The organism is Hyunsoonleella flava (assembly GCF_004310325.1).
Classification (GTDB): domain Bacteria; phylum Bacteroidota; class Bacteroidia; order Flavobacteriales; family Flavobacteriaceae; genus Jejuia; species Jejuia flava.
In genome coordinates this window covers 76984-95771 of sequence record NZ_SIRT01000009.1, presented here as the reverse complement: position 1 = coordinate 95771, position 18788 = coordinate 76984, and the positions used below count along the sequence as shown (strand labels likewise).

Below are 18788 nucleotides of genomic sequence, written 5' to 3'. Positions count from 1 at the left end.
AAATATTATTCATCAACAGTGATAAGGCCAGTAATTTCTAAAACCTCAGCATTTGTGAATTTAGAATTAGAATCGAAGCCATTACCGTTTATGATATCTTGTCCAGTTCTGAATGTTACTGGTTTATTTGTAAACAGCCAATTTTTTTCCTGGTCGTAGTACAATTGCTCTGCAAAAAGGGTATCATTACTATGGGTGGTAATTTTCACATTGCCTTGCAAATCAATAATATTGGTTTTATTGTAAATAATGGCGTAATCTGAAATTACTACGCTTTTTTTACCGTCCTCAAAAAGCTCTAAGTTAACACCATCTGTAAATTCGTTGTAAGCAAATTTCATATTGCTATAGTCATACATCTTCGGACTCTTTAATATGGCTTTAACCTTTCCTGAATCTGTATATTTTAAATTGATATTTTCAGCTACACCGATGGGTTCGTTATCTGAAATACCAATATTCTGAACATCCTTGAGATTGTTTGTGCATGAAGTGAGCATTATCAAAAAAAGCCCTATTGCAAATAGTTGCTGATATGAATTACATATAACCATTAAGAAGAAATAAAACTTATCCTATAAAAAAACATAGTCATAACTAACGCTATGACTATGTTTAATATATAATATTTTAATATGCTGTTCTGCATTAAATACTTGGCACTGTTACCGAACCTCCAATCCAGCAACCAATTTGAATTACTTGTCCGCTATTACCCTCGGTAAATATCTCAGCTTTTTGAGGTGCCTTAGCTTCATAATTTGCAGCACTCTGAGCTGCAGATTTCTTTAACGTTGGGTCTACACGCGATGCTTTTCTTGCTTCTTGTGCAGCATACCAATACACGGCTCTTTTATTAAAGTTAGTTGTACCACAATTTTTGGCACTTGCCGCATACATAGATGCTATTGATAAATGTGGACGTCCATTTGATGGATTAAGCTTTAAAGCATTTCTAAAATAACCTCTAGCTTGTCCGTATCTTCCTTTTTTCTTTAAAATCAATCCAATTCTATTAGCCAATTTAGCTTTTTTGAATGTATCTGACTCCAAATCGTAAGCTTCTTTCAAATAGCTTTCAGCTTCTGACGTTTTTCCATTTTTAAGCAAAATAGTAGCAACAAAATACTTTGTATCTGCAGAAGGCGCAGTAGCATCGTATGCTTTTACCAACTTCTCATATAGAGGATCATCAGTACATTCTTTGTTATACATTCTACTTACTGCACGTTTTAACCAAATTGCATCGTTAGTGTGAGCGTCAAAGTCTTTATTGTATAGTGGAATTAAGTTAGCGCAATTTGCACGGTCTCCTAATTGTGTATCCACACTTCCAGATATTTGATCAAAGGCATTTAAAACTTGACCATAATATTTTTGATATTTTTTATCTTTTGAAGTCAATGGTGTTCCAGCCTCTTCTTTTTGTACTAGTTTGTTCAGCTTTTCAGAAGCTATCTGTACTTCTTCTTCAATTTTTTCAACTACATCATCATACTTATTAAATAAGTCCTTTGCTGGTTTTTTACCAGCATCATACAGCTTCACCATCAAATAAAAGTAAGTGTATAAACTTTTAGGGTTATCAAATGATTTTTTATCTGTAGTATAGGCTGTATCAAAGCATTCGTATAGCTCCTCATCGGTTTTTCCTAGAACCGATTTGTTATCAAACATCAGCTGACATGCCTTTGCAGCATATTCTCCCTGCGGTGTTTTGGATGCAAAATGGGCTCTTCTATCTTCCCACAGCTTCATTAAATCATTTAAAAAACCTACTTTCTCATCACCTGAGGTCTTATCTATTTTATAATTTAAAATTTTCTCTCCGTAAACATATATTGCACGGTTAAACTTGGGATTGCTTGCCCATAGCTCGGTAAAAGGTTTATACGCCGCCTCATAGTTCTTTGCCTTGGCATATTCTGTCATAATTGACAATTTAGCCATATTCTCTTCTTGTGTTTGCGCATTTAAACCGCTTACACCTACTATTAAGAAAGCGAATAAAGAAGTTAATAATGTAATTTTTGTTTTCATGATAATCGTGTTACTCTGTTAATCATATTTCCGTTTTTGAAACCATCTATCGTTCAAAGATAAACTAATCTGAAAATTTATAAAGTTCTCTTCTATTAAATTGTTATTGGTGGTACCTCTTCTTCCAATCTCCAATCCTATATTTGCATTAGAACCAAAATCTCCAACTGGTACACCTACTCCAAAAGATATGCCAAACTCTTTAATTTGTTGTTTATTACCAGAATTAAAGATAACCAGACCAGTATCTTCTAACCTAAAACCAGCCCTGTACACCAATCGCTTAAAGTAACCTGAAAACGCATTATACTCTGGTATATAAAAACCACCAATAGAGTAACGATACCCATCGTCATAAATTGTTGCTCCAGAAGTATAGAACGGATTGTTAAAATTACTTAATTGTTGTGATTCATACTCAGCTCCTACAAACCATTTTCTTGGAGCGCCAATTCCGGCGCCAATTGAATACTTTGACGGCAAAACTAAATCGGTTTCCAATAACCCTTGCGCTACCAAATCTACCTCAATTTGACTTGTTATCACTTCTTGTCCTGAGTTTCCAACGTTAACTGTTGAGATTGCCCTTCTATTTTTAGAAGTAATACTACTTTCAGGTGTAAATGTAAATGCTGTTGTTAGCTCTAAAGATTCATTGAGATTTGTTTTATAATACATCCCAAAATCAACATTTAATCCACTTAAATCTGAACGGTTATTTTCTCTAGATTGGGCAAATAATGGCACGCCATCATTATCAAAACGAAACTGTATCGCACTATTTTGAATGTTTCCAAAATTATATTGTGCATTAACACCGATACTCAAATTATCCAAAATACTATAACCAAATCCTAAAAATGCCTTATTTAAACCACCTTCACCATCAAACCTACTTGTTGTTCGCCCATCTTCATTCTCTGTATCTAATCTATAGCCAACTGCAGTGTAAGGCATTAGGCCCAATCCTACACCAAATTTTCCAACAGGTAAGTTTAATGCAAAATAATCAAATGTTGTTGAGGATACATTTGCTGTACCAGAATCACTTTTTAAGCCTGTGCTAGAGTAACTTCCACCAATGGTATATTTTACTGGCCTACTTTCATTATTAAACATTAATAGATTGGGACCGGTAAATGTAGCTGGGTTTCGAAGGTTCATATGTATACTATCAGCATATATGCTAATACCTCCCATACTTCTGTTTTCAACAGTACCTTTAAACTTTAGGCTTCCTATTCCATAAAAGGAATAGGGAGAAGCTGTACCCTCTTGAGCATAAGACGAGAAAGTAAAAATAGCAACAAAAACTACTAAAAGTTTTTTTATCATTAGTTTGAATTGAATTCTAGTATATAATTTAAACCCTCCAACAGAAAATTCGAGGTGGCAAATATGCTACTTTTTAATTGTTCTGACAAGAAATTAGCATCTCCGCCTGTTAAAATAACTGTTAAATCTGAATATTTTTCTTGATAGTTACCAATAAAGCCATCTATTTCATTTACAACACCATTAACAACTCCTGAATGTATCGAATTACTAGTTGATGTACCTATTATCTTATCTGGAGTTTCAGTTTCTAATAACGGCAAATTTGCTGTTAAATTATGTAGCCCTTGATAGCGCATTCTTATTCCAGGTGAAATAGCACCTCCTAAGTATTCATTGTCATTAGTAATGAAATCATATGTAATACAAGTGCCTGCATCAATAATCAACACATTATTATCTGGATAGTGGTATACCGATGCGCTCACCAAAGCAATCCTATCAATGCCTAATGTTTCTGGGGTGTCATAACTATTTTTAAAAGGGACTTTTGTTTTATGATTAAGCTCTAAAAGATTAAAACCCTTATTAACAGCTTTTATCTGGGGTTTTTTTAGCCTCCCCACGGACGAAACAATACCTTGTTTAAGCCTTGGGTATGTTGACTTCAACTTATTTACCTCATCAACAACACCAGATAACTTTGTTGTTTTTTTAAAAACAAGTTCATGCCTTTCAAAACCAGCAAGTTTCACATAAGTATTCCCAACATCTATAATTAAATTCATTCTGTAAGAAAAACGTAAAACTACGAAACCACATTTACTTAAATCTTAAAAAATCTATAATTATTAGGATAAAGAATAGCTCACTTTTTATTATTTTTATTTTGGTGAATAATAAAAATGAATTTATATTTGCAACCGCTTTGGCGAGGTACCTTAGCTCAGTTGGTAGAGCAAAGGACTGAAAATCCTTGTGTCCCTGGTTCGATTCCTGGAGGTACCACAAAAAAAATCCCGAAACTTTATTGTTTACGGGATTTTTTGTTTTAGTCATTTATCTATTCTATTTTAGTATAAGAATAAATCCAAAAAACGCTTAGCACAACAATGCCAAAACGCATTACTTTAAAACATATTGCCAATACCTTTGGCGTATCCATCGCCACGGTATCCAAAGCGTTAAGCGACAGCTATGAAATTAGCACCAGTACAAAGGAGAAAATAATAGCCTATGCACGTGAGCACAATTACAAGTCTAAAAGTATCGATTTAAGCTTACTGCATAAAAAAACTAAAACCATAGGGGTTATTATCCCAAATATTATGAATAGTTTTTTTGCTAAGGTTTTTGTGGGGATAGAGGCTAAAGCCAATGAAAAAGGTTATCATTTAATTTCTTGTATCTCCAACGAATCTTTTGAAAAAGAGGTGAAGACGATGGAATTATTGAAGAGCGATACGCTTGACGGCATTATTATCTCCCTAGCAGAAGAAACCCAAGTAAACCAACAATTTGCACATTTAAAGAATGCTATAAATGAAGGTGTACCTATCGTGATGTTTGATAGAGTTTCAGAAGAAATTGCATGCGACAAAGTAATAGTGAACGATACGGAAGGGGCTTTTGAAGCCACAGAACATCTAATTAAAACAGGTTGCAAACGTATTGCATTAATTTCAGTAATTGATAATTTAAGTGTTGGTAAACTTAGGGTTGAAGGTTATAAGAAAGCATTGCTGCAACACAATATTCCTGTTAATGAAAAGCTTATAGTACGTATCGGAAAGTTTGAGGATTTTGATACTGCTTTAAAAATTATATTGGCCGACAAAACAATTGATGGTTTATTATGCTTAGAAGAAAGTGCTGCTGTAAACGCATTGCGTATAGTAAAACATATGGGTTACAATATCCCGGAGGAAATGTCTATCGCCTGTTTTACTAACGGAAAAATGCTACAACATTTAACGCCCTCAATCTCTGCAATTAGTCAACACGGAAAATACATTGGCGAAACAGCTGCAAGTATTTTGATAGACCGCATAGAAAATGAAGATCAAAATAAACCCTTTACCACCAGAGTTGTAAAGACGAGTTGGATTGAACGGGAAAGCACAAGGCAGTTATAGTGTGTTTTCCTGTAAAAAAGTAGAAAAGGATTAGAGAGAAAAGCCCCCGATTGGGAGCTTTCTTTGACTAACTCAAATAACACTTAATCCATATCAAATCGTACACCTAATGATATGTTATTTTGATCTACAATTTGGTCTTTAAAAATAGGTGACAAATCGTATTTAAGATATAATGCTGTATTACCAAAGGCCACGTAGGCACTTAGTCCGTAAACTAAATCGGTAGTATTTAAGCCTCGTTTTTGCTTGTCTTTTATTCGTTCTCCATCCAAATCATATTTTAGTTTCTGGCGTGTCCCAATATTGAAACCAGCATATCCGCCAACCCCAATCTTAAACTTCCTTTTTGTTGAATATCTAAAATAGGTGTCTCTTTCAATTTTCTTAGATGGGCCAAACTCAAAATGTACAGGGAATACCAAATTCGTCACTGTTAGCTTTGATTTTCTTAGGTTTTCAGGGAATTCCTCGAGCATAGTTTGGTTGCCATTCTTTACAAAATACTGGTTATCATTAGGTTTTAAGCCATTAATATGTAAAGACACACCGTATTTAAAACGTGCAAAGTTTGAGTTTTTAAACAGACGATATTTCCATGCCCAACCCATCTCAAAAAAGCGGGAGCCACCAATTTTATATGGCGTATCGTCAAAACTCTGTCCGTCTATGATAGCGTTGTTCAGTCCAAAGGCTAAAACAAAATCACTTTTGGTACGTCGGTCATATTTTCTGTACTTTGGTTTATCGTTTTTCTTTTTACCGATATAAATCCAACTAAGATCTTCATCGTCCGATCCAATTCTTATATAATCCACGTCATCATCCTCTTCTTCTCCATATCCTTTTTCATTGCGTTCCAATAAGGCAATTTTATTTGTTAGGATTGCGGTACGATTTTCAATATTCAACGCGCGTTTTTTTGCCATTTCCATTTTTAGGTCTTGGGCTTCCTTTTGGGTTATTTCTCCATTTTTTAAACGTGCATCGATGGCCTCTACTTCGGCTTTTAAAAGCGCTTTCTCTTCAGCTTCAACCTTTTTTATGGTTTCTTTTAGCTTTTGTATTTCAGCCTGATTTACTGTTTTTGGAATAGTGTCTTGTGCAGTGATGAGTTGCACACATAAGCTTAGAATAATTAATACGAAATACTTTGTAATTGTTTGCATAACTGTTCGTTTTTTGGTGCTGAATTAGCTTCAACACGTGTTGATGATTTATTAAATTAATTGATTGATGATGTTAATCGTTACGTTGGGCAACTGCCGTTTTTATAGAACCGTAGCTACTTTTAAATGCCTTGAAAACTTTGTCTCGGAAGGATTCATCCAACTCAAACTCCACTTCTTGGAGCAATAAAGCCGCATCAATTGCAACTTGATCCTCATTCTGCATTCTACTTAAAAGAATATCGCGTTGTGCAGCTTTTAAAAGTGAATCGATGGATGCATCAGAAACCCCAGATTTTTTTTCGCTCAATGCATGAATAGCATCTGCTACCTCTTGTGCCTTTCTATTCTCAAAAGATATGATCTCAACAGCTTCGGATTGCTCTAAATCTTTTTCTTTCTTTATATTTTGAATTATCGGTTCTTCTGCAATACGTTTTGAAGGTTCATCTTGATAGTTCTTTGCTTTGTTTATAATCAGGCTTAGGCCTTCCTTATTACTTTGGTTATCAGCATCCTCTTTGGCTATAGTTGTCTCTACTCTGGTAACTATAACATCTTTTTTTACTGAGGTATCCATTGGGGTTTCAACTGCCTCCTCGGTATTTACAACTTCAGGAATATGAGTGTCTTTATCATTGCTAAAAAACTGAGTTGCTATAAATAGAATTCCTATAGCGCTTGCAGCAATGCCTATCCACCAAAATCCTTTGTTGCTTGATGCTTTTTCCTCGGCATCCAGTCGTTCAGTTAACGTCTCCCAAGCCCTTTCAGACGGGGCAATGGTGCGCTTTTCTAACTTCTCTTTAAAGTCGTTTTCATATTTAATTGGTGCCATAGCTTGTTTTATTTAATGTCTTAATTTGTTCTTGAAGCATTTTTCGTGCTTTAAATAATTGCGATTTTGAGGTGCCCTCACTAATATTCAAAAGTTCGGCTATCTCATAATGCTTATATCCTTCAATAGCATACATTACAAATACCATTCGGTAACCTTCTGGTAAAGCATCTATTAGTTTTTGTATGTCGTTAACTTCTAAATCTGTTTGTATACTGTTACTATGCTGATTGGTACTTACATCTTCATCTGAAATAAATTCAACGCTTTTTTTTTGCCTTAAATATGAAATAGATTCCCGAATCATGATACGGCGTATCCACCCTTCAAAACTACCTTCGCCCTTGTAGGATTTTAAATTTTTGAATACTTTAAAAAACCCATTAAGCATAGCTTCCTCTGCTTGATGAATATCTTTTATGTAGTATCTGCACACACTTAGCATTTTTGGAGCATGCATCTCAAAAAGCACATGTTGCGCCTCACGATTGTTCTTTATCGCCTTTTTTATCAATGCGCCTTCGTTTTTATGCAGTTGTATTACTTTCAAGAGAGATTTCATTGTTGCTTTCTATTTATAAAGACGCAAAAGGTTTTAAAATGGTTGCCTGATGATAAAAATAAATTTTTAAAGCTATATCATTTGATTTTACCTATAATAATACAAATTCGATATAGTATTAAGATGAAAGGCCTTAACATTAGAATAATAATGCACTTATTTACAACGTATCATTGAAATAAAAAAAGTTAAAAGATCGAAAACAACTTATAGAAATTTATTCTGGAGAAGACTGTAGACTTACTTCTTCCTATCTATAACATAATTCACCATAAGCTCCAGTGAATCTCTGTACTCAGAATCTGGGTAATTTCGCAACAGTTGTAGCGCTTCTTCCTGAAAGGCTTTCATTTTGGAAATTGCATAGTCCAATCCACCATTATCTTTTACAAAATCAATCACTTCCTTAACCCGTTTTGTATTTTTATTGTGGTTTTTAATGGAATTGATCAACCATTTCTTGTCTTTCTTATTGGCGTTGTTGAGAGCGTAAATTAAAGGTAAGGTCATTTTTTGCTCCTTAATATCTATACCTGTGGGTTTGCCAATTTGCGTTTCTCCATAATCAAATAAATCATCCTTTATTTGAAATGCCATACCTATGAGTTCTCCAAACTTTCGCATTACGTCTACATGTTGAGAATCTGGTTTTACAGAAGCAGCACCCAAACTACAACAAGCAGCTATTAGTGTTGCCGTTTTTTGACGGATAATTTCATAATACACTTCTTCAGTAATATCCAGTTTTCGTGCTTTTTCAATTTGAAGTAATTCGCCCTCACTCATTTCGCGAACAGCAATAGAAATGATTTTTAGCAAATCGAAATCATTATTATCTATTGAAAGCAATAAACCTTTGGAAAGTAAATAATCTCCAATCAAAACCGCAATTTTGTTTTTCCAAAGTGCATTTACCGAGAAAAAACCTCTACGACGATTACTGTCATCCACCACATCATCATGCACCAATGTGGCAGTATGAATCAACTCTATAACCGAAGCACCACGATATGTGCGTTCGCTCACCTCACCATCAGAAACCATTTTGGCCACTAAAAACACAAACATAGGGCGCATTTGCTTCCCTTTTCGGTTTACAATGTAATGCGTAATTCTATTTAATAAAGCCACCTTGCTAGACATGGACAACTGAAACTTTTGTTCGAAAAGTTCCATTTCAAATGCTATTGGTGCTTTTATTTGTTCTACTACTTTCAATTGATTGGTTTAAGGAAATGCAAAGATAAGTGTTAGGATAGAATTTTTTAGGATTTGTTAGCCAATTGTCCACAAGCAGCATCAATATCTTTCCCTCTACTTCTTCGAATAGTTACCGTTATGTTGTTGGCTTCCAATACATTTTGATACATATCTATTGCTCTTGAATCTGCTTGCTGAAATTCACCATCGTCAATAGGGTTGTATTCAATAAGATTGACTTTACTAGGTGCAAATTTGCAAAACTGCACCAAGGCGTCTACGTCTTTTCTTTGGTCGTTTATACCTTTCCAAATTACATATTCGTAGGTAATTCTGTTCTTGGTTTTTGCATACCAATACTTTAAGGCCTCTCTTAAATCTGCCAACGGAAAGGTTTCGTTAAACGGCATAATGGATGTTCTTACCGCATCAATTGCAGAATGTAAAGACACAGCCAGTTTAAATTTCACATCATCATCTGCCATTTTTTTAATCATCTTTGGCACGCCAGATGTGGATACTACAATACGCTTTGGAGACATTCCCAAGCCTTCATCAGATGTGATTTTATCAATCGCCTTTAAAACATTGTTGTAATTCATTAAAGGTTCGCCCATGCCCATAAATACAATGTTACTCAATGGACGATTATGGTACAATCTGCTTTCGTTGTCGATAGCGACTACTTGGTCGTAAATTTCGTCTGGATTGAGATTTCGCATACGTTTTAATCTTGCCGTTGCACAAAAACGACAATCTAAACTACAACCTACTTGACTTGACACACAAGCTGTTGTTCTTGTACTGGTTGGAATAAGGACAGATTCTACAACCAATCCGTCATGTAATTTTACAGCATTTTTTATGGTGCCATCACTACTGCGCTGTATGGTATCTACCCGAATGTGATTAATGACAAAATTATCTTCTAGCATTTGTCTGGTTTCTTTGGAAATGTTGGTCATTTCCTCAAAACTATGCGCTGATTTTTGCCATAGCCATTCATACACCTGATTTCCTCGAAACGCTTTATCGCCCTGGCTGATGAAAAAATCTCTGAGTTGATCTTTTGTTAATGCACGTATGTCCTTCTTGGTAGTTTTCATTTGCGATTGCAAAAATAGTGAATGTTATGCCTATTTACGAATTATAAAGACTAGACCCGCGATTGGGATTGAACGGCATGTTTCGAATGCGCTCAGCACAGATGTTTGAAACCCCCGACGCAGAGGGGATTGAATAGTGAAAGCCTGCCTATCGGCAGGCAGGCCCGACCCTTATGGAACGCCCAAAAACAAAAAAGTCTCGCTTCAAACGAGACTTTATATTTATATAATTAGCATGGCATCGCCGTAGCTGTAAAACTTGTACTTCTCTTTGATGGCTTCTTGGTAAGCATGCATTACAAAGTCGTGACCTGCGAAAGCCGAAATCATCATTAAGAGCGTAGATTTAGGCGTATGAAAATTAGTTACCATGCAATTGGCAATACTAAAATCGTAGGGCGGAAATATAAATTTATTGGTCCAACCTTCCATCTCATTAAGCATTCCGCTTGAGGACACGGCACTTTCTATGGTACGCATTGCCGTAGTACCAACCGCGCATACACGTTTTCTGTTTTTAATACCAGTATTGATAATATCTACAGCTTCCGGACCTATTTTAATCTCTTCACTATCCATTTTATGCTTAGATAAATCTTCTACCTCAACAGGATTAAAAGTACCTAAACCTACGTGCAACGTTACCTCTGCAAAGTTAATACCTTTAATTTCCAGTCTCTTTAGCAAGTGCTTTGAGAAATGTAAGCCTGCTGTTGGAGCTGCAACGGCACCTTCGTTTTTTGCAAAAATGGTTTGGTAGCGCTCTTCGTCTTCTGGCTCTACCTCTCTTTTAATGTATTTGGGCAATGGTGTTTGCCCCAATTCATTAAGCTTAATTCTAAATTCTTTATAAGAACCATCGTAAAGAAAGCGTAATGTACGCCCTCTAGATGTTGTATTATCAATCACTTCGGCAACTAAACTCTCGTCATCCCCAAAATACAATTTATTACCTATTCTTATTTTTCTAGCCGGATCTACCAACACATCCCAAAGGCGTTGCTCTTCATTTAGTTCTCTCAACAAAAACACCTCAATTCTTGCGCCTGTTTTTTCCTTGTTTCCGTATAAACGTGCTGGAAACACCTTGGTGTTATTCAAAATCATTACATCATCTTCATCAAAATAGTCAATAAGATCCTTGAACTGCTTATGTTCTATAGTCTCATCTTTTCTATTTAATACCATCAAACGAGATTCATCTCTATTCTCTGAGGGATATTCTGCTAATAATTCTGCTGGCAAATCAAAACCGAAGTTCGATAATTTCATGGATTATGTGTTTAAGTAATTTTTACAAAGTTGCAAATATACAATCTGGAGGCAGGGGTTGTCAAGTAAATGACTGATTATTATTTGGTAATTTTAAATCCGATAGATTCTAAATCATCCCAAAACGTAGGGTAGCTTTTAGAAACCACACCTGCATCCTCAATAATTACATCATGCTTCATCGCCACTGGCGCAAATGCCATGGCCATTCTATGGTCGTTGTAAGTAGCTATTGAAACCATGGGTTTAATCTCTTTTGAAACTTTTAGATGCAAAGATTTATCTGTAATTTCTACTGATCCCCCTAACTTTTCAAGTTCTGTTTTTAAAGCCACAAGTCTGTCTGTTTCCTTTATTTTTAACGTATGTAGCCCCGTTAAATCACAAGGTACCCCTAGAATAAAACAGGTTACCACGATGGTTTGCGCAATATCTGGGGCGTTTTTCAAATCCAAGACCAAAGGTTTTATTTCTGATGATTCCTTTTTTAGTAAAATGCTGTTTTCTGCAGACACAGTCCGAACCCCAAAGTGCTTATAAATATCAACTAGACATGAATCACCTTGTAAAGAATTCTCTTTGTAGGATGACAATGTAATTTCAGTACCTACATCACTAATGGCCACGATACTAAAAAAATAGGATGCTGAAGACCAATCAGACTCAACGGTTAATGGCTTAGGTTGAGCTTTTGAAGGGTGAACCTTTATAACGTTATTTTTAAACGAGGTTTCTATACCTATTTCATTTAATAGACTTAAGGTCATTTTAATATAAGGTACTGAGGTAATCTCACCAACTAAAGTAAGCTCAATACCATTTTCTAATTTTGAAGCTATTAATAACAATGCTGATATGTATTGACTGCTTACATTGGCATGTAACGACACTTTGTTTTTAGAAAGCCGTTTACCGTGTATTGTTATAGGCGGAAAGCCCTCATTTTCAACATAATCTATTTCAGCGCCCAACGCTCTTAATGCGTCAACCAAAATTTTTATAGGACGCTCTTTCATACGTTTAGAACCTGTTAGAATGGTTTCTCTCCCTTCTTGGACAGCGAAATAAGCGGTTAAAAAACGCATTGCAGTACCCGCATGATGAATATCAACTACCCTATCTTTTGAAGACAAAGCTTTGGTCATCAAATTACTATCATCAGAATTTGAGACGTTTTTTAGTTCAATTTCTGGGAAAAGTGCCTGCAACAAAAGCAATCGGTTCGATTCACTTTTAGAGCCAGTAATTTCAATAGATGACTGTTTTTTTATTGTTGACTGTTGTAGAGTGATATCCATTAAAAAACGCTTCTAAAATTAGAAGCGTCAAATATAATTATAAATTATCGCAATTTCTGGTTATTATGGTGCCTATCGTGGTCTCGTTTTGCTTTTTTATCCATCCCTTTATCAAACGCTTTTTGCAAATCAACTCCTGTTTGGTTAGCGAGACAAAGCACTACAAAAAGTACGTCGGCCAATTCTTCGCCTAGGTCCTTATCTTTATCTGTTTCTTTTTCGCTTTGTTCTCCATAGCGACGCGCAATAATTCTTGCTACTTCCCCTACCTCTTCAGTCAATTGTGCCATATTGGTAAGTTCATTGAAGTAACGCACACCATGTTCATTGATCCAGTCGTCAACTATTTTTTGGGCATTCTTTATGTCCATTATGCTTTTGTTAGTACTATTTGTTCGTTTTCAGCTTCTATTAAGCCACTAAAATACGACTTTAAAGCATCATAATAGATAGGCGAAACAATGGGCACATTTATTTTTGAATCTATAACAAGTTGTATCATGCCACCATTCACCTTAACTTGGTATACAAAAGAGCCTAGGTTATCAGGTAATTGTAGCTTTTTGGATTTAGGAGCAGAAACCACTGTATAGCCTTCTGGCAGGATAATGTTAAAACGATAAATATCATCAGAAGGATATCCAAAATCTATAGGGAACTCACGTTTTTCCAACTTAAAAGGGTTCTCATTCATTTTAAAGAAGAACAGCGGTGAGAAATATATTTTATCATCAATTATATCGGCTTGACTTTCAATACTGAATTCACAACTCTCCACAACAGGTTTTCCTAAATCTTTACTATTTGAAACTGCAAACTCTTCGATTTCCATACCGTCAAATTTGTTTTCTAAATCCGCAATAAATTGTTCTTCATCGGTACCATTATATTTGTTGCGATAGTTTCTTGCTTTATGCCCTGTTTTAGTAGATCTCATTTTACCTTCAAGAGATCCTGCATCATCCAGTTTTAAAAATAAAGATATAGTGTTTTTAGAAATCTGTTTTGGATACAAATCAATTAAAGCAGAACTCCCTGTTTTTCTAATAATTCTTCCTTGCCAATTTAAAGTCCTAAAAGGTAAAACATTAGGAGCGCTATATTTACTTGTGGCATCTAAAAGAATAATGTCATTTGGAGCTTCTATACCACATATTACATAATCATACCCCTCTCGCGTAGGAAATAATGGTACACCATTTTTTCTTGTACTTACTAGTACCGGGTTAGCATCTAACCCTACATAACGCAACATAGCAGTGAGCATTAAATTAATATCGGCTACATTTCCCGTGTGTTCCCTGTAAGCTTTTCTTAATCCACTACTCGAGTACTTGCTGTAATAACCATTCCATTTCACGTTAGATTTCACATAATTAAAAATGCGTGCAGCTTTTTCCATGGGATCTGATACTCCTGAAAGCAATGCATCAATATCAGATTCAAAATAGCCAGATTTATCAAGTTCGTTCCCAAAGCTTGGGTTCTCGTATATAGTTTTCACAACATCTTCCCATGTTGTTGCATAATGCTTTATTGGTGAATTTGGAAAACTTGTATAAGATAGCTCATACTTCATAGCAGAACGATAATTTCTTATATTATTTACATGCGGTTCTTCCTTTAAGGCTGGAACATCAGATAAATCAAAAGTAGATATGTTATTATAGAACGATACTTCATCGGTTGAATATGTTGTTGATGTTGTATATCGCCCATTGTTTCTGGTTTTATTATTGAATATTATTTTGTCATTTTCTTTATCCTCTTTCGGAATTACGCTAAGAAAACCTCTACTTGAGGCCTGAAAAACAAAGTATTCTGGTGCAGAAAATTTAGCCTCTAATTTTTTAATAGGAATATCATGTTGAAATTCAAAAACATCAACATTGGTATAAAACGGAGATTGTATCTCATATTTATATTCTATAACACTACCCTCTTTGATGTTGGGTAAAGTAAACTTAGTTTGATTATAAAATTTAGACATTTCTGTTTTGAAAATACCATCTTTCTTGAGCTTAGACTCTTCTACTTTGCCTTCAACAAGATTATAAGTATAGCCTTTTAGGCCCTGTACAACTTCACGATCCCTAGAGGTTTTATATAATGGTATACTTTTATTGGCATACGTAAATCCTTCCTTATTATAAACCTTTATTCTCTCATGTATTTTTGTGACTAACACAAAACCATCGTTTTGTTGATATGTAAAATATGTGCTTCTGTTCTTATATAAATAAGCAGCACTTGCTGATGAATCCGTTGGATAGAATTTTTCTTCCAGTTCTGCTCTTGAAACCTTACCAAAATCATAATTCTGTGCAGATAACATAAATCCTGCTAAAACAAATACAATAAAACTATTAATTCTCATGGTTGCTTATTTTTACTAATGCCACTTTTGCATTATCTAATTTTGAAACTTCTTTATAAAAGGCCCTAAAGGCACTATAATCTTCTTTAGGGTATGAGCCGTCTTTTACGATAAACTCTCTTTTGTATACCAAAACAGTATCACTTTCAGCAATGATATCGGTTTTATAACTACCAAATTTATTCTCTACAACTGTACTTTTCGGTAAAGATTCCACCTTGTAACCACTAGGCAATTTCACTCTAATCTCGTCCGCATCAATAAAGCCTCGTTTTATCTTTACTGGCAGAGTTCTATTTCTGTAACGATCTGGAATATACCTGCTCCTGTTTAGAGCATTTATCGTAAATAAAATTCTGCTTCCTGCTTTCTTAGAATAATTATTTGCTCTAAATTTTATTATTTCTTTAAACTGAATACTGTCCTTATCATTTATAGTTTTAATATCATCAAAAGCAATGCTGTTTATATAGCTCCATCGCTTTTTATAAGCCATGTCTTTATCTCTTTCTTCATAATTTCCAATTCTATATTTATCATCGTATTGTATACCTTTAGAACACATCTCTAGCTCTCCTGTTATATTTCCATCTTTGGAAAGTGAATAACTTCCTTTTAAAACCTGCGTATTCTCTTCTGTTTTATACTTCTTGGTATGCTTAATTTTACCGCCTTCGGGGGTTATCACTAAAACATCTCGGTCGTCGGTAAAATCACCTATAAAGCCAAAAGGCATATCTTGACTTGTACATTCCAACCAGACATCTTCTGAGTTTTCTTGAGGGATATTGAGTATTACATGATTAGTTTGTCCACCGAAAGACACAAAATCCTTATCTACGCTTAGTTGCTGAGAAGGAGAAGCGTACAATCTTGTATAATAGGATTTTACCCCAACCAAATCTAGTAAGGCTTTCGTGTAATTGGTTAACCCCTTACAGTCGCCATATTTTACTTTGTCCACCTCCATTGCAGAAATAGGGCGCATACCGCCAATACCTACTTGCACACTTATGTATCGGGTATTGTCCTGAACAAACTGGTATATTTTCTTTGCCTTTTCTAGATCGTCGGTTTCATTTGCCACCAAAGATTTCACATGGTTTATCGTTTCGGGAGAAACACTGGCCCTACCATTCAAGAGATTGTTGTTAAACCATTCCCCCATACTGTTCCAATCATCAACTTCTGCCTGAACTCCTTCATAATTGAATTCGTTGGTAGCAAACATTACTTTTGGTATAACATTTCTGAAAGACGGACTATGATCTTCTGGTTTAAAGGGTTTAATGTTCTTTATATTATAAACCTGTTTCCAATTTTCATAATTAGTTGACTCAAAATCAACATCTTCCAGATTCTTTTCGTTCTTTCGTAAGGTTATATCATCTGGATAATTTATTTTATATCTGCTGTTTTCAACACTTACAAAATAACTCCACACAGGTATAAAAGATGGAATAAAAGCTGTATTACTTGTAGTGGTCTCTGATATAAACTCAACAGTATATGGATAAGAAATAGGCGTATAATCAAGATATAATATCCTTGAATCTGAATATAATGTACCTCCGTCTACGGCACTTACATCTTTAAAATCATTTTTTCTTATTTTTTTTATTTCATTTCCAAAGGCATCAAATATTATAGCTTGAACGGATCTCACCTTCACATCGTCATCATAATAAACTCTTGCGCCTACAGCGTTTTGACCCTTACTATTTAAAACTGTAACAATTCTACGTTCTTGCTCTACCATATGGTCTATAGTCTTTATTTCTACAGAAACCTCACTTAAACGCACTACCGCATTAGCATGCTCTGTCAATGCTTCTGGTAGAGTTAAACTAGAATAATATTGGTCTTGGGAAACGCCTAAAAAAGAGATAAGCAACGCTATAAGAATACAAAAGTTCTTTAAACTCATTGAGTAAATTTAAATTTTGGGCTATAAAATTATAGGAAATAGACTTATAATTTTATGAGAAATATCATGTTATTTCAATTTGGTTTTTCACAAATTAAATAAAAGTCGTACAAAGAGAATAATTAAATACTGAATATTAGATAAACGCTATGTTTTATTCTTTGAATCGATTATAATGGTTACAGGACCATCATTTACAAGTTCTACTTGCATATTAGCTCCAAATTCTCCTGTCTGAATAGGTTTACCCAAGCTACTTTCTAACTGCTTTATAAATGATTCGTACAGTGGGATAGCAATATCTGGTTTAGCTGCTTGTGTATAGCTTGGTCTATTACCTTTTTTGGTTGATGCATGCAAGGTAAACTGACTTACCACAATAATATCGCCATCAATATCTCTAACAGATGTATTCATCACTCCATTTTCATCTCCAAAAATTCTCAAATTCACAATTTTGTTACACAACCATTCAATATCTTGTGGGGTGTCTTCAATTACAATACCCAGAAGCACCAATAAACCATTACCTATAGAGGCTACTTTTGTGTTTTCGATGGTTACACTTGCTTGAGATACTCTTTGGATGACAACTTTCATTCGTTATCCCAATTATCGGTTCTATAATTTTCGTCCTCTCCCTCTAAAATTTGTACATAGCTACGGTACCGAGAATACGCTATTTCATCATCGTCTAATGCTTTTTTAACTGCACATTTAGGTTCTTGTAAATGTAAACAGTTATTGAATTTACAATCTTGCTTCAACTCGAAAATCTCTGGGAAATAATCGCCCACCTCTTCTTTATCCATATCTACCACCCCAAAGCCTTTAATCCCTGGGGTATCGATTATTCTTGCCCCAAAACTGGTGTCAAACATTTCTGCAAAAGTCGTAGTGTGCTGCCCTTGCATGTGCTGGTTAGATATTTCCTTGGTCTTCAAATTTAATGAAGGTTCAATGGCATTTACCAAAGTAGATTTGCCCACACCTGAATGCCCCGAAAACATGCTCACTTTATCTTTCATCAAGGATTTTACTTTGTCGACGTTCTTTCCTGTTTTGGCCGAAATACCGATACATTCATAACCAATTTTTCGATAGACGTGCGCTAAATATTTTACTTCAAGCAAGGTTTCCTCATTGTAAGTATCAATTTTATTAAACAACAAAATAGTTTTAATGGAATACGCTTCTGCAGTAACCAAAAACCGATCAATAAAACTGGTAAATGTTGGAGGGTTATCAATGGTAATCATTAAAAACACCTGATCGATATTAGCTGAAATGATATGTGTTTGCTTGGATAGGTTTACCGACTTTCTAACAATAAAGTTCTTTCTGTCGTGGATATTATAAATTACTCCAGACACTTCATCATTGGAGGTTTCCAATTCAAAATCCACTACATCTCCAACAGCTATAGGATTGGTACTTTTAATGCCTTTAATGCGAAACTTCCCCTTGATACGGCATTGATAGAACTCTCCCAATTGGGTTTTTACCGTATACCAGCTTCCTGTAGATTTATAAACCTGTCCTGTCATGCATTAAATTGTACAACAAAATAACAATATTTAATTTGAATT

The 18788-nt window shown here is 34.9% G+C and carries 17 protein-coding genes and 1 tRNA gene; 2 read left to right on the top strand and 16 right to left on the bottom strand.

Annotated features, from left to right (window positions below; genetic code table 11):
* Positions 1-5 precede the first annotated feature (5 nt).
* The 4 genes from lptC to EYD45_RS11200 form a co-directional block, all read right to left on the bottom strand.
* On the bottom strand, positions 6-554 hold the full coding sequence (gene lptC / locus EYD45_RS11215; protein WP_130964643.1) for an LPS export ABC transporter periplasmic protein LptC: 549 nt from the start codon (positions 552-554) through the stop codon (positions 6-8).
* A 94-nt stretch (positions 555-648) separates the two neighbouring features.
* Entirely contained in the window at positions 649-2040 is a 1392-nt protein-coding gene (locus EYD45_RS11210) for a tetratricopeptide repeat protein (protein ID WP_130964642.1), read from the bottom strand.
* An 18-nt stretch (positions 2041-2058) separates the two neighbouring features.
* On the bottom strand, positions 2059-3375 hold the full coding sequence (locus EYD45_RS11205; RefSeq protein WP_130964641.1) for a hypothetical protein: 1317 nt from the start codon (positions 3373-3375) through the stop codon (positions 2059-2061).
* Positions 3375-4103 carry a type III pantothenate kinase gene (locus EYD45_RS11200; protein ID WP_130964640.1) on the bottom strand — a complete coding sequence of 243 codons (729 nt, stop codon included), beginning with the start codon at positions 4101-4103 and terminating at the stop codon, positions 3375-3377. The genes EYD45_RS11205 and EYD45_RS11200 overlap by 1 nt, the downstream gene beginning before the upstream one ends.
* 147 nt (positions 4104-4250) lie before the next feature.
* Here EYD45_RS11200 and EYD45_RS11195 point away from each other — a divergent pair.
* Positions 4251-4323 (top strand) — tRNA-Phe (locus EYD45_RS11195).
* A 104-nt stretch (positions 4324-4427) separates the two neighbouring features.
* Positions 4428-5450, top strand: coding sequence for a LacI family DNA-binding transcriptional regulator (locus EYD45_RS11190; RefSeq protein WP_130964639.1), 1023 nt, complete (start codon positions 4428-4430; stop codon positions 5448-5450).
* Between the two features lie 83 nt (positions 5451-5533).
* Here EYD45_RS11190 and EYD45_RS11185 read toward each other — a convergent pair whose 3' ends face one another.
* From EYD45_RS11185 to rsgA, 12 genes are all read right to left on the bottom strand, one after another.
* Positions 5534-6619: a hypothetical protein gene (locus EYD45_RS11185; protein WP_130964638.1), complete on the bottom strand. Its 1086-nt coding sequence runs from the start codon at positions 6617-6619 to the stop codon at positions 5534-5536.
* Between the two features lie 73 nt (positions 6620-6692).
* Complete coding sequence (locus EYD45_RS11180; protein WP_130964637.1) at positions 6693-7457, bottom strand: hypothetical protein; 765 nt, start codon at positions 7455-7457, stop codon at positions 6693-6695.
* Entirely contained in the window at positions 7444-8019 is a 576-nt protein-coding gene (locus EYD45_RS11175) for an RNA polymerase sigma factor (protein ID WP_233702631.1), read from the bottom strand. The genes EYD45_RS11180 and EYD45_RS11175 overlap by 14 nt, the downstream gene beginning before the upstream one ends.
* Positions 8020-8259: 240 nt before the next feature.
* Positions 8260-9237 carry a polyprenyl synthetase family protein gene (locus EYD45_RS11170; protein WP_130964636.1) on the bottom strand — a complete coding sequence of 326 codons (978 nt, stop codon included), beginning with the start codon at positions 9235-9237 and terminating at the stop codon, positions 8260-8262.
* A 47-nt stretch (positions 9238-9284) separates the two neighbouring features.
* Positions 9285-10325, bottom strand: coding sequence for a 23S rRNA (adenine(2503)-C(2))-methyltransferase RlmN (rlmN, locus tag EYD45_RS11165; RefSeq protein ID WP_130964635.1), 1041 nt, complete (start codon positions 10323-10325; stop codon positions 9285-9287).
* Between the two features lie 222 nt (positions 10326-10547).
* The gene (gene queA / locus EYD45_RS11160) at positions 10548-11597 is read right to left on the bottom strand and encodes a tRNA preQ1(34) S-adenosylmethionine ribosyltransferase-isomerase QueA (RefSeq protein WP_130964634.1); all 1050 of its coding nucleotides are present in this window, start codon (positions 11595-11597) and stop codon (positions 10548-10550) included.
* Between the two features lie 80 nt (positions 11598-11677).
* Positions 11678-12895, bottom strand: coding sequence for a 3-phosphoshikimate 1-carboxyvinyltransferase (locus EYD45_RS11155; RefSeq protein WP_130964633.1), 1218 nt, complete (start codon positions 12893-12895; stop codon positions 11678-11680).
* 44 nt (positions 12896-12939) lie between these two features.
* On the bottom strand, positions 12940-13266 hold the full coding sequence (locus EYD45_RS11150) for a nucleotide pyrophosphohydrolase (RefSeq protein WP_130964632.1): 327 nt from the start codon (positions 13264-13266) through the stop codon (positions 12940-12942).
* A complete protein-coding gene (locus EYD45_RS11145; protein WP_130964631.1) occupies positions 13266-15272 on the bottom strand; it encodes a DUF3857 domain-containing protein in 2007 nt (668 codons plus the stop codon). The genes EYD45_RS11150 and EYD45_RS11145 overlap by 1 nt, the downstream gene beginning before the upstream one ends.
* Complete coding sequence (locus tag EYD45_RS11140; RefSeq protein WP_130964630.1) at positions 15262-17199, bottom strand: DUF3857 domain-containing protein; 1938 nt, start codon at positions 17197-17199, stop codon at positions 15262-15264. Before EYD45_RS11140 ends, EYD45_RS11145 begins: the two co-directional genes overlap by 11 nt.
* A gap of 147 nt (positions 17200-17346) precedes the next feature.
* On the bottom strand, positions 17347-17799 hold the full coding sequence (gene dtd, locus EYD45_RS11135) for a D-aminoacyl-tRNA deacylase (protein ID WP_130964629.1): 453 nt from the start codon (positions 17797-17799) through the stop codon (positions 17347-17349).
* Positions 17796-18746, bottom strand: a complete 951-nt coding sequence (gene rsgA, locus EYD45_RS11130) for a ribosome small subunit-dependent GTPase A (RefSeq protein ID WP_130964628.1) — start codon at positions 18744-18746, stop codon at positions 17796-17798. Before rsgA ends, dtd begins: the two co-directional genes overlap by 4 nt.
* Positions 18747-18788: the final 42 nt, after the last annotated feature.

Coding starts and splice junctions, on each gene's coding strand:
- lptC (WP_130964643.1), bottom strand. CDS start 554: ATGGTTATATGTAATTCATATCAGCAACTATTTGCAATAGGGCTTTTT.
- EYD45_RS11210 (WP_130964642.1), bottom strand. CDS start 2,040: ATGAAAACAAAAATTACATTATTAACTTCTTTATTCGCTTTCTTAATA.
- EYD45_RS11205 (WP_130964641.1), bottom strand. CDS start 3,375: ATGATAAAAAAACTTTTAGTAGTTTTTGTTGCTATTTTTACTTTCTCG.
- EYD45_RS11200 (WP_130964640.1), bottom strand. CDS start 4,103: ATGAATTTAATTATAGATGTTGGGAATACTTATGTGAAACTTGCTGGT.
- EYD45_RS11190 (WP_130964639.1), top strand. CDS start 4,428: ATGCCAAAACGCATTACTTTAAAACATATTGCCAATACCTTTGGCGTA.
- EYD45_RS11185 (WP_130964638.1), bottom strand. CDS start 6,619: ATGCAAACAATTACAAAGTATTTCGTATTAATTATTCTAAGCTTATGT.
- EYD45_RS11180 (WP_130964637.1), bottom strand. CDS start 7,457: ATGGCACCAATTAAATATGAAAACGACTTTAAAGAGAAGTTAGAAAAG.
- EYD45_RS11175 (WP_233702631.1), bottom strand. CDS start 8,019: ATGAAATCTCTCTTGAAAGTAATACAACTGCATAAAAACGAAGGCGCA.
- rlmN (WP_130964635.1), bottom strand. CDS start 10,325: ATGAAAACTACCAAGAAGGACATACGTGCATTAACAAAAGATCAACTC.
- queA (WP_130964634.1), bottom strand. CDS start 11,597: ATGAAATTATCGAACTTCGGTTTTGATTTGCCAGCAGAATTATTAGCA.
- EYD45_RS11155 (WP_130964633.1), bottom strand. CDS start 12,895: ATGGATATCACTCTACAACAGTCAACAATAAAAAAACAGTCATCTATT.
- EYD45_RS11150 (WP_130964632.1), bottom strand. CDS start 13,266: ATGGACATAAAGAATGCCCAAAAAATAGTTGACGACTGGATCAATGAA.
- EYD45_RS11145 (WP_130964631.1), bottom strand. CDS start 15,272: ATGAGAATTAATAGTTTTATTGTATTTGTTTTAGCAGGATTTATGTTA.
- EYD45_RS11140 (WP_130964630.1), bottom strand. CDS start 17,199: ATGAGTTTAAAGAACTTTTGTATTCTTATAGCGTTGCTTATCTCTTTT.
- dtd (WP_130964629.1), bottom strand. CDS start 17,799: ATGAAAGTTGTCATCCAAAGAGTATCTCAAGCAAGTGTAACCATCGAA.
- rsgA (WP_130964628.1), bottom strand. CDS start 18,746: ATGACAGGACAGGTTTATAAATCTACAGGAAGCTGGTATACGGTAAAA.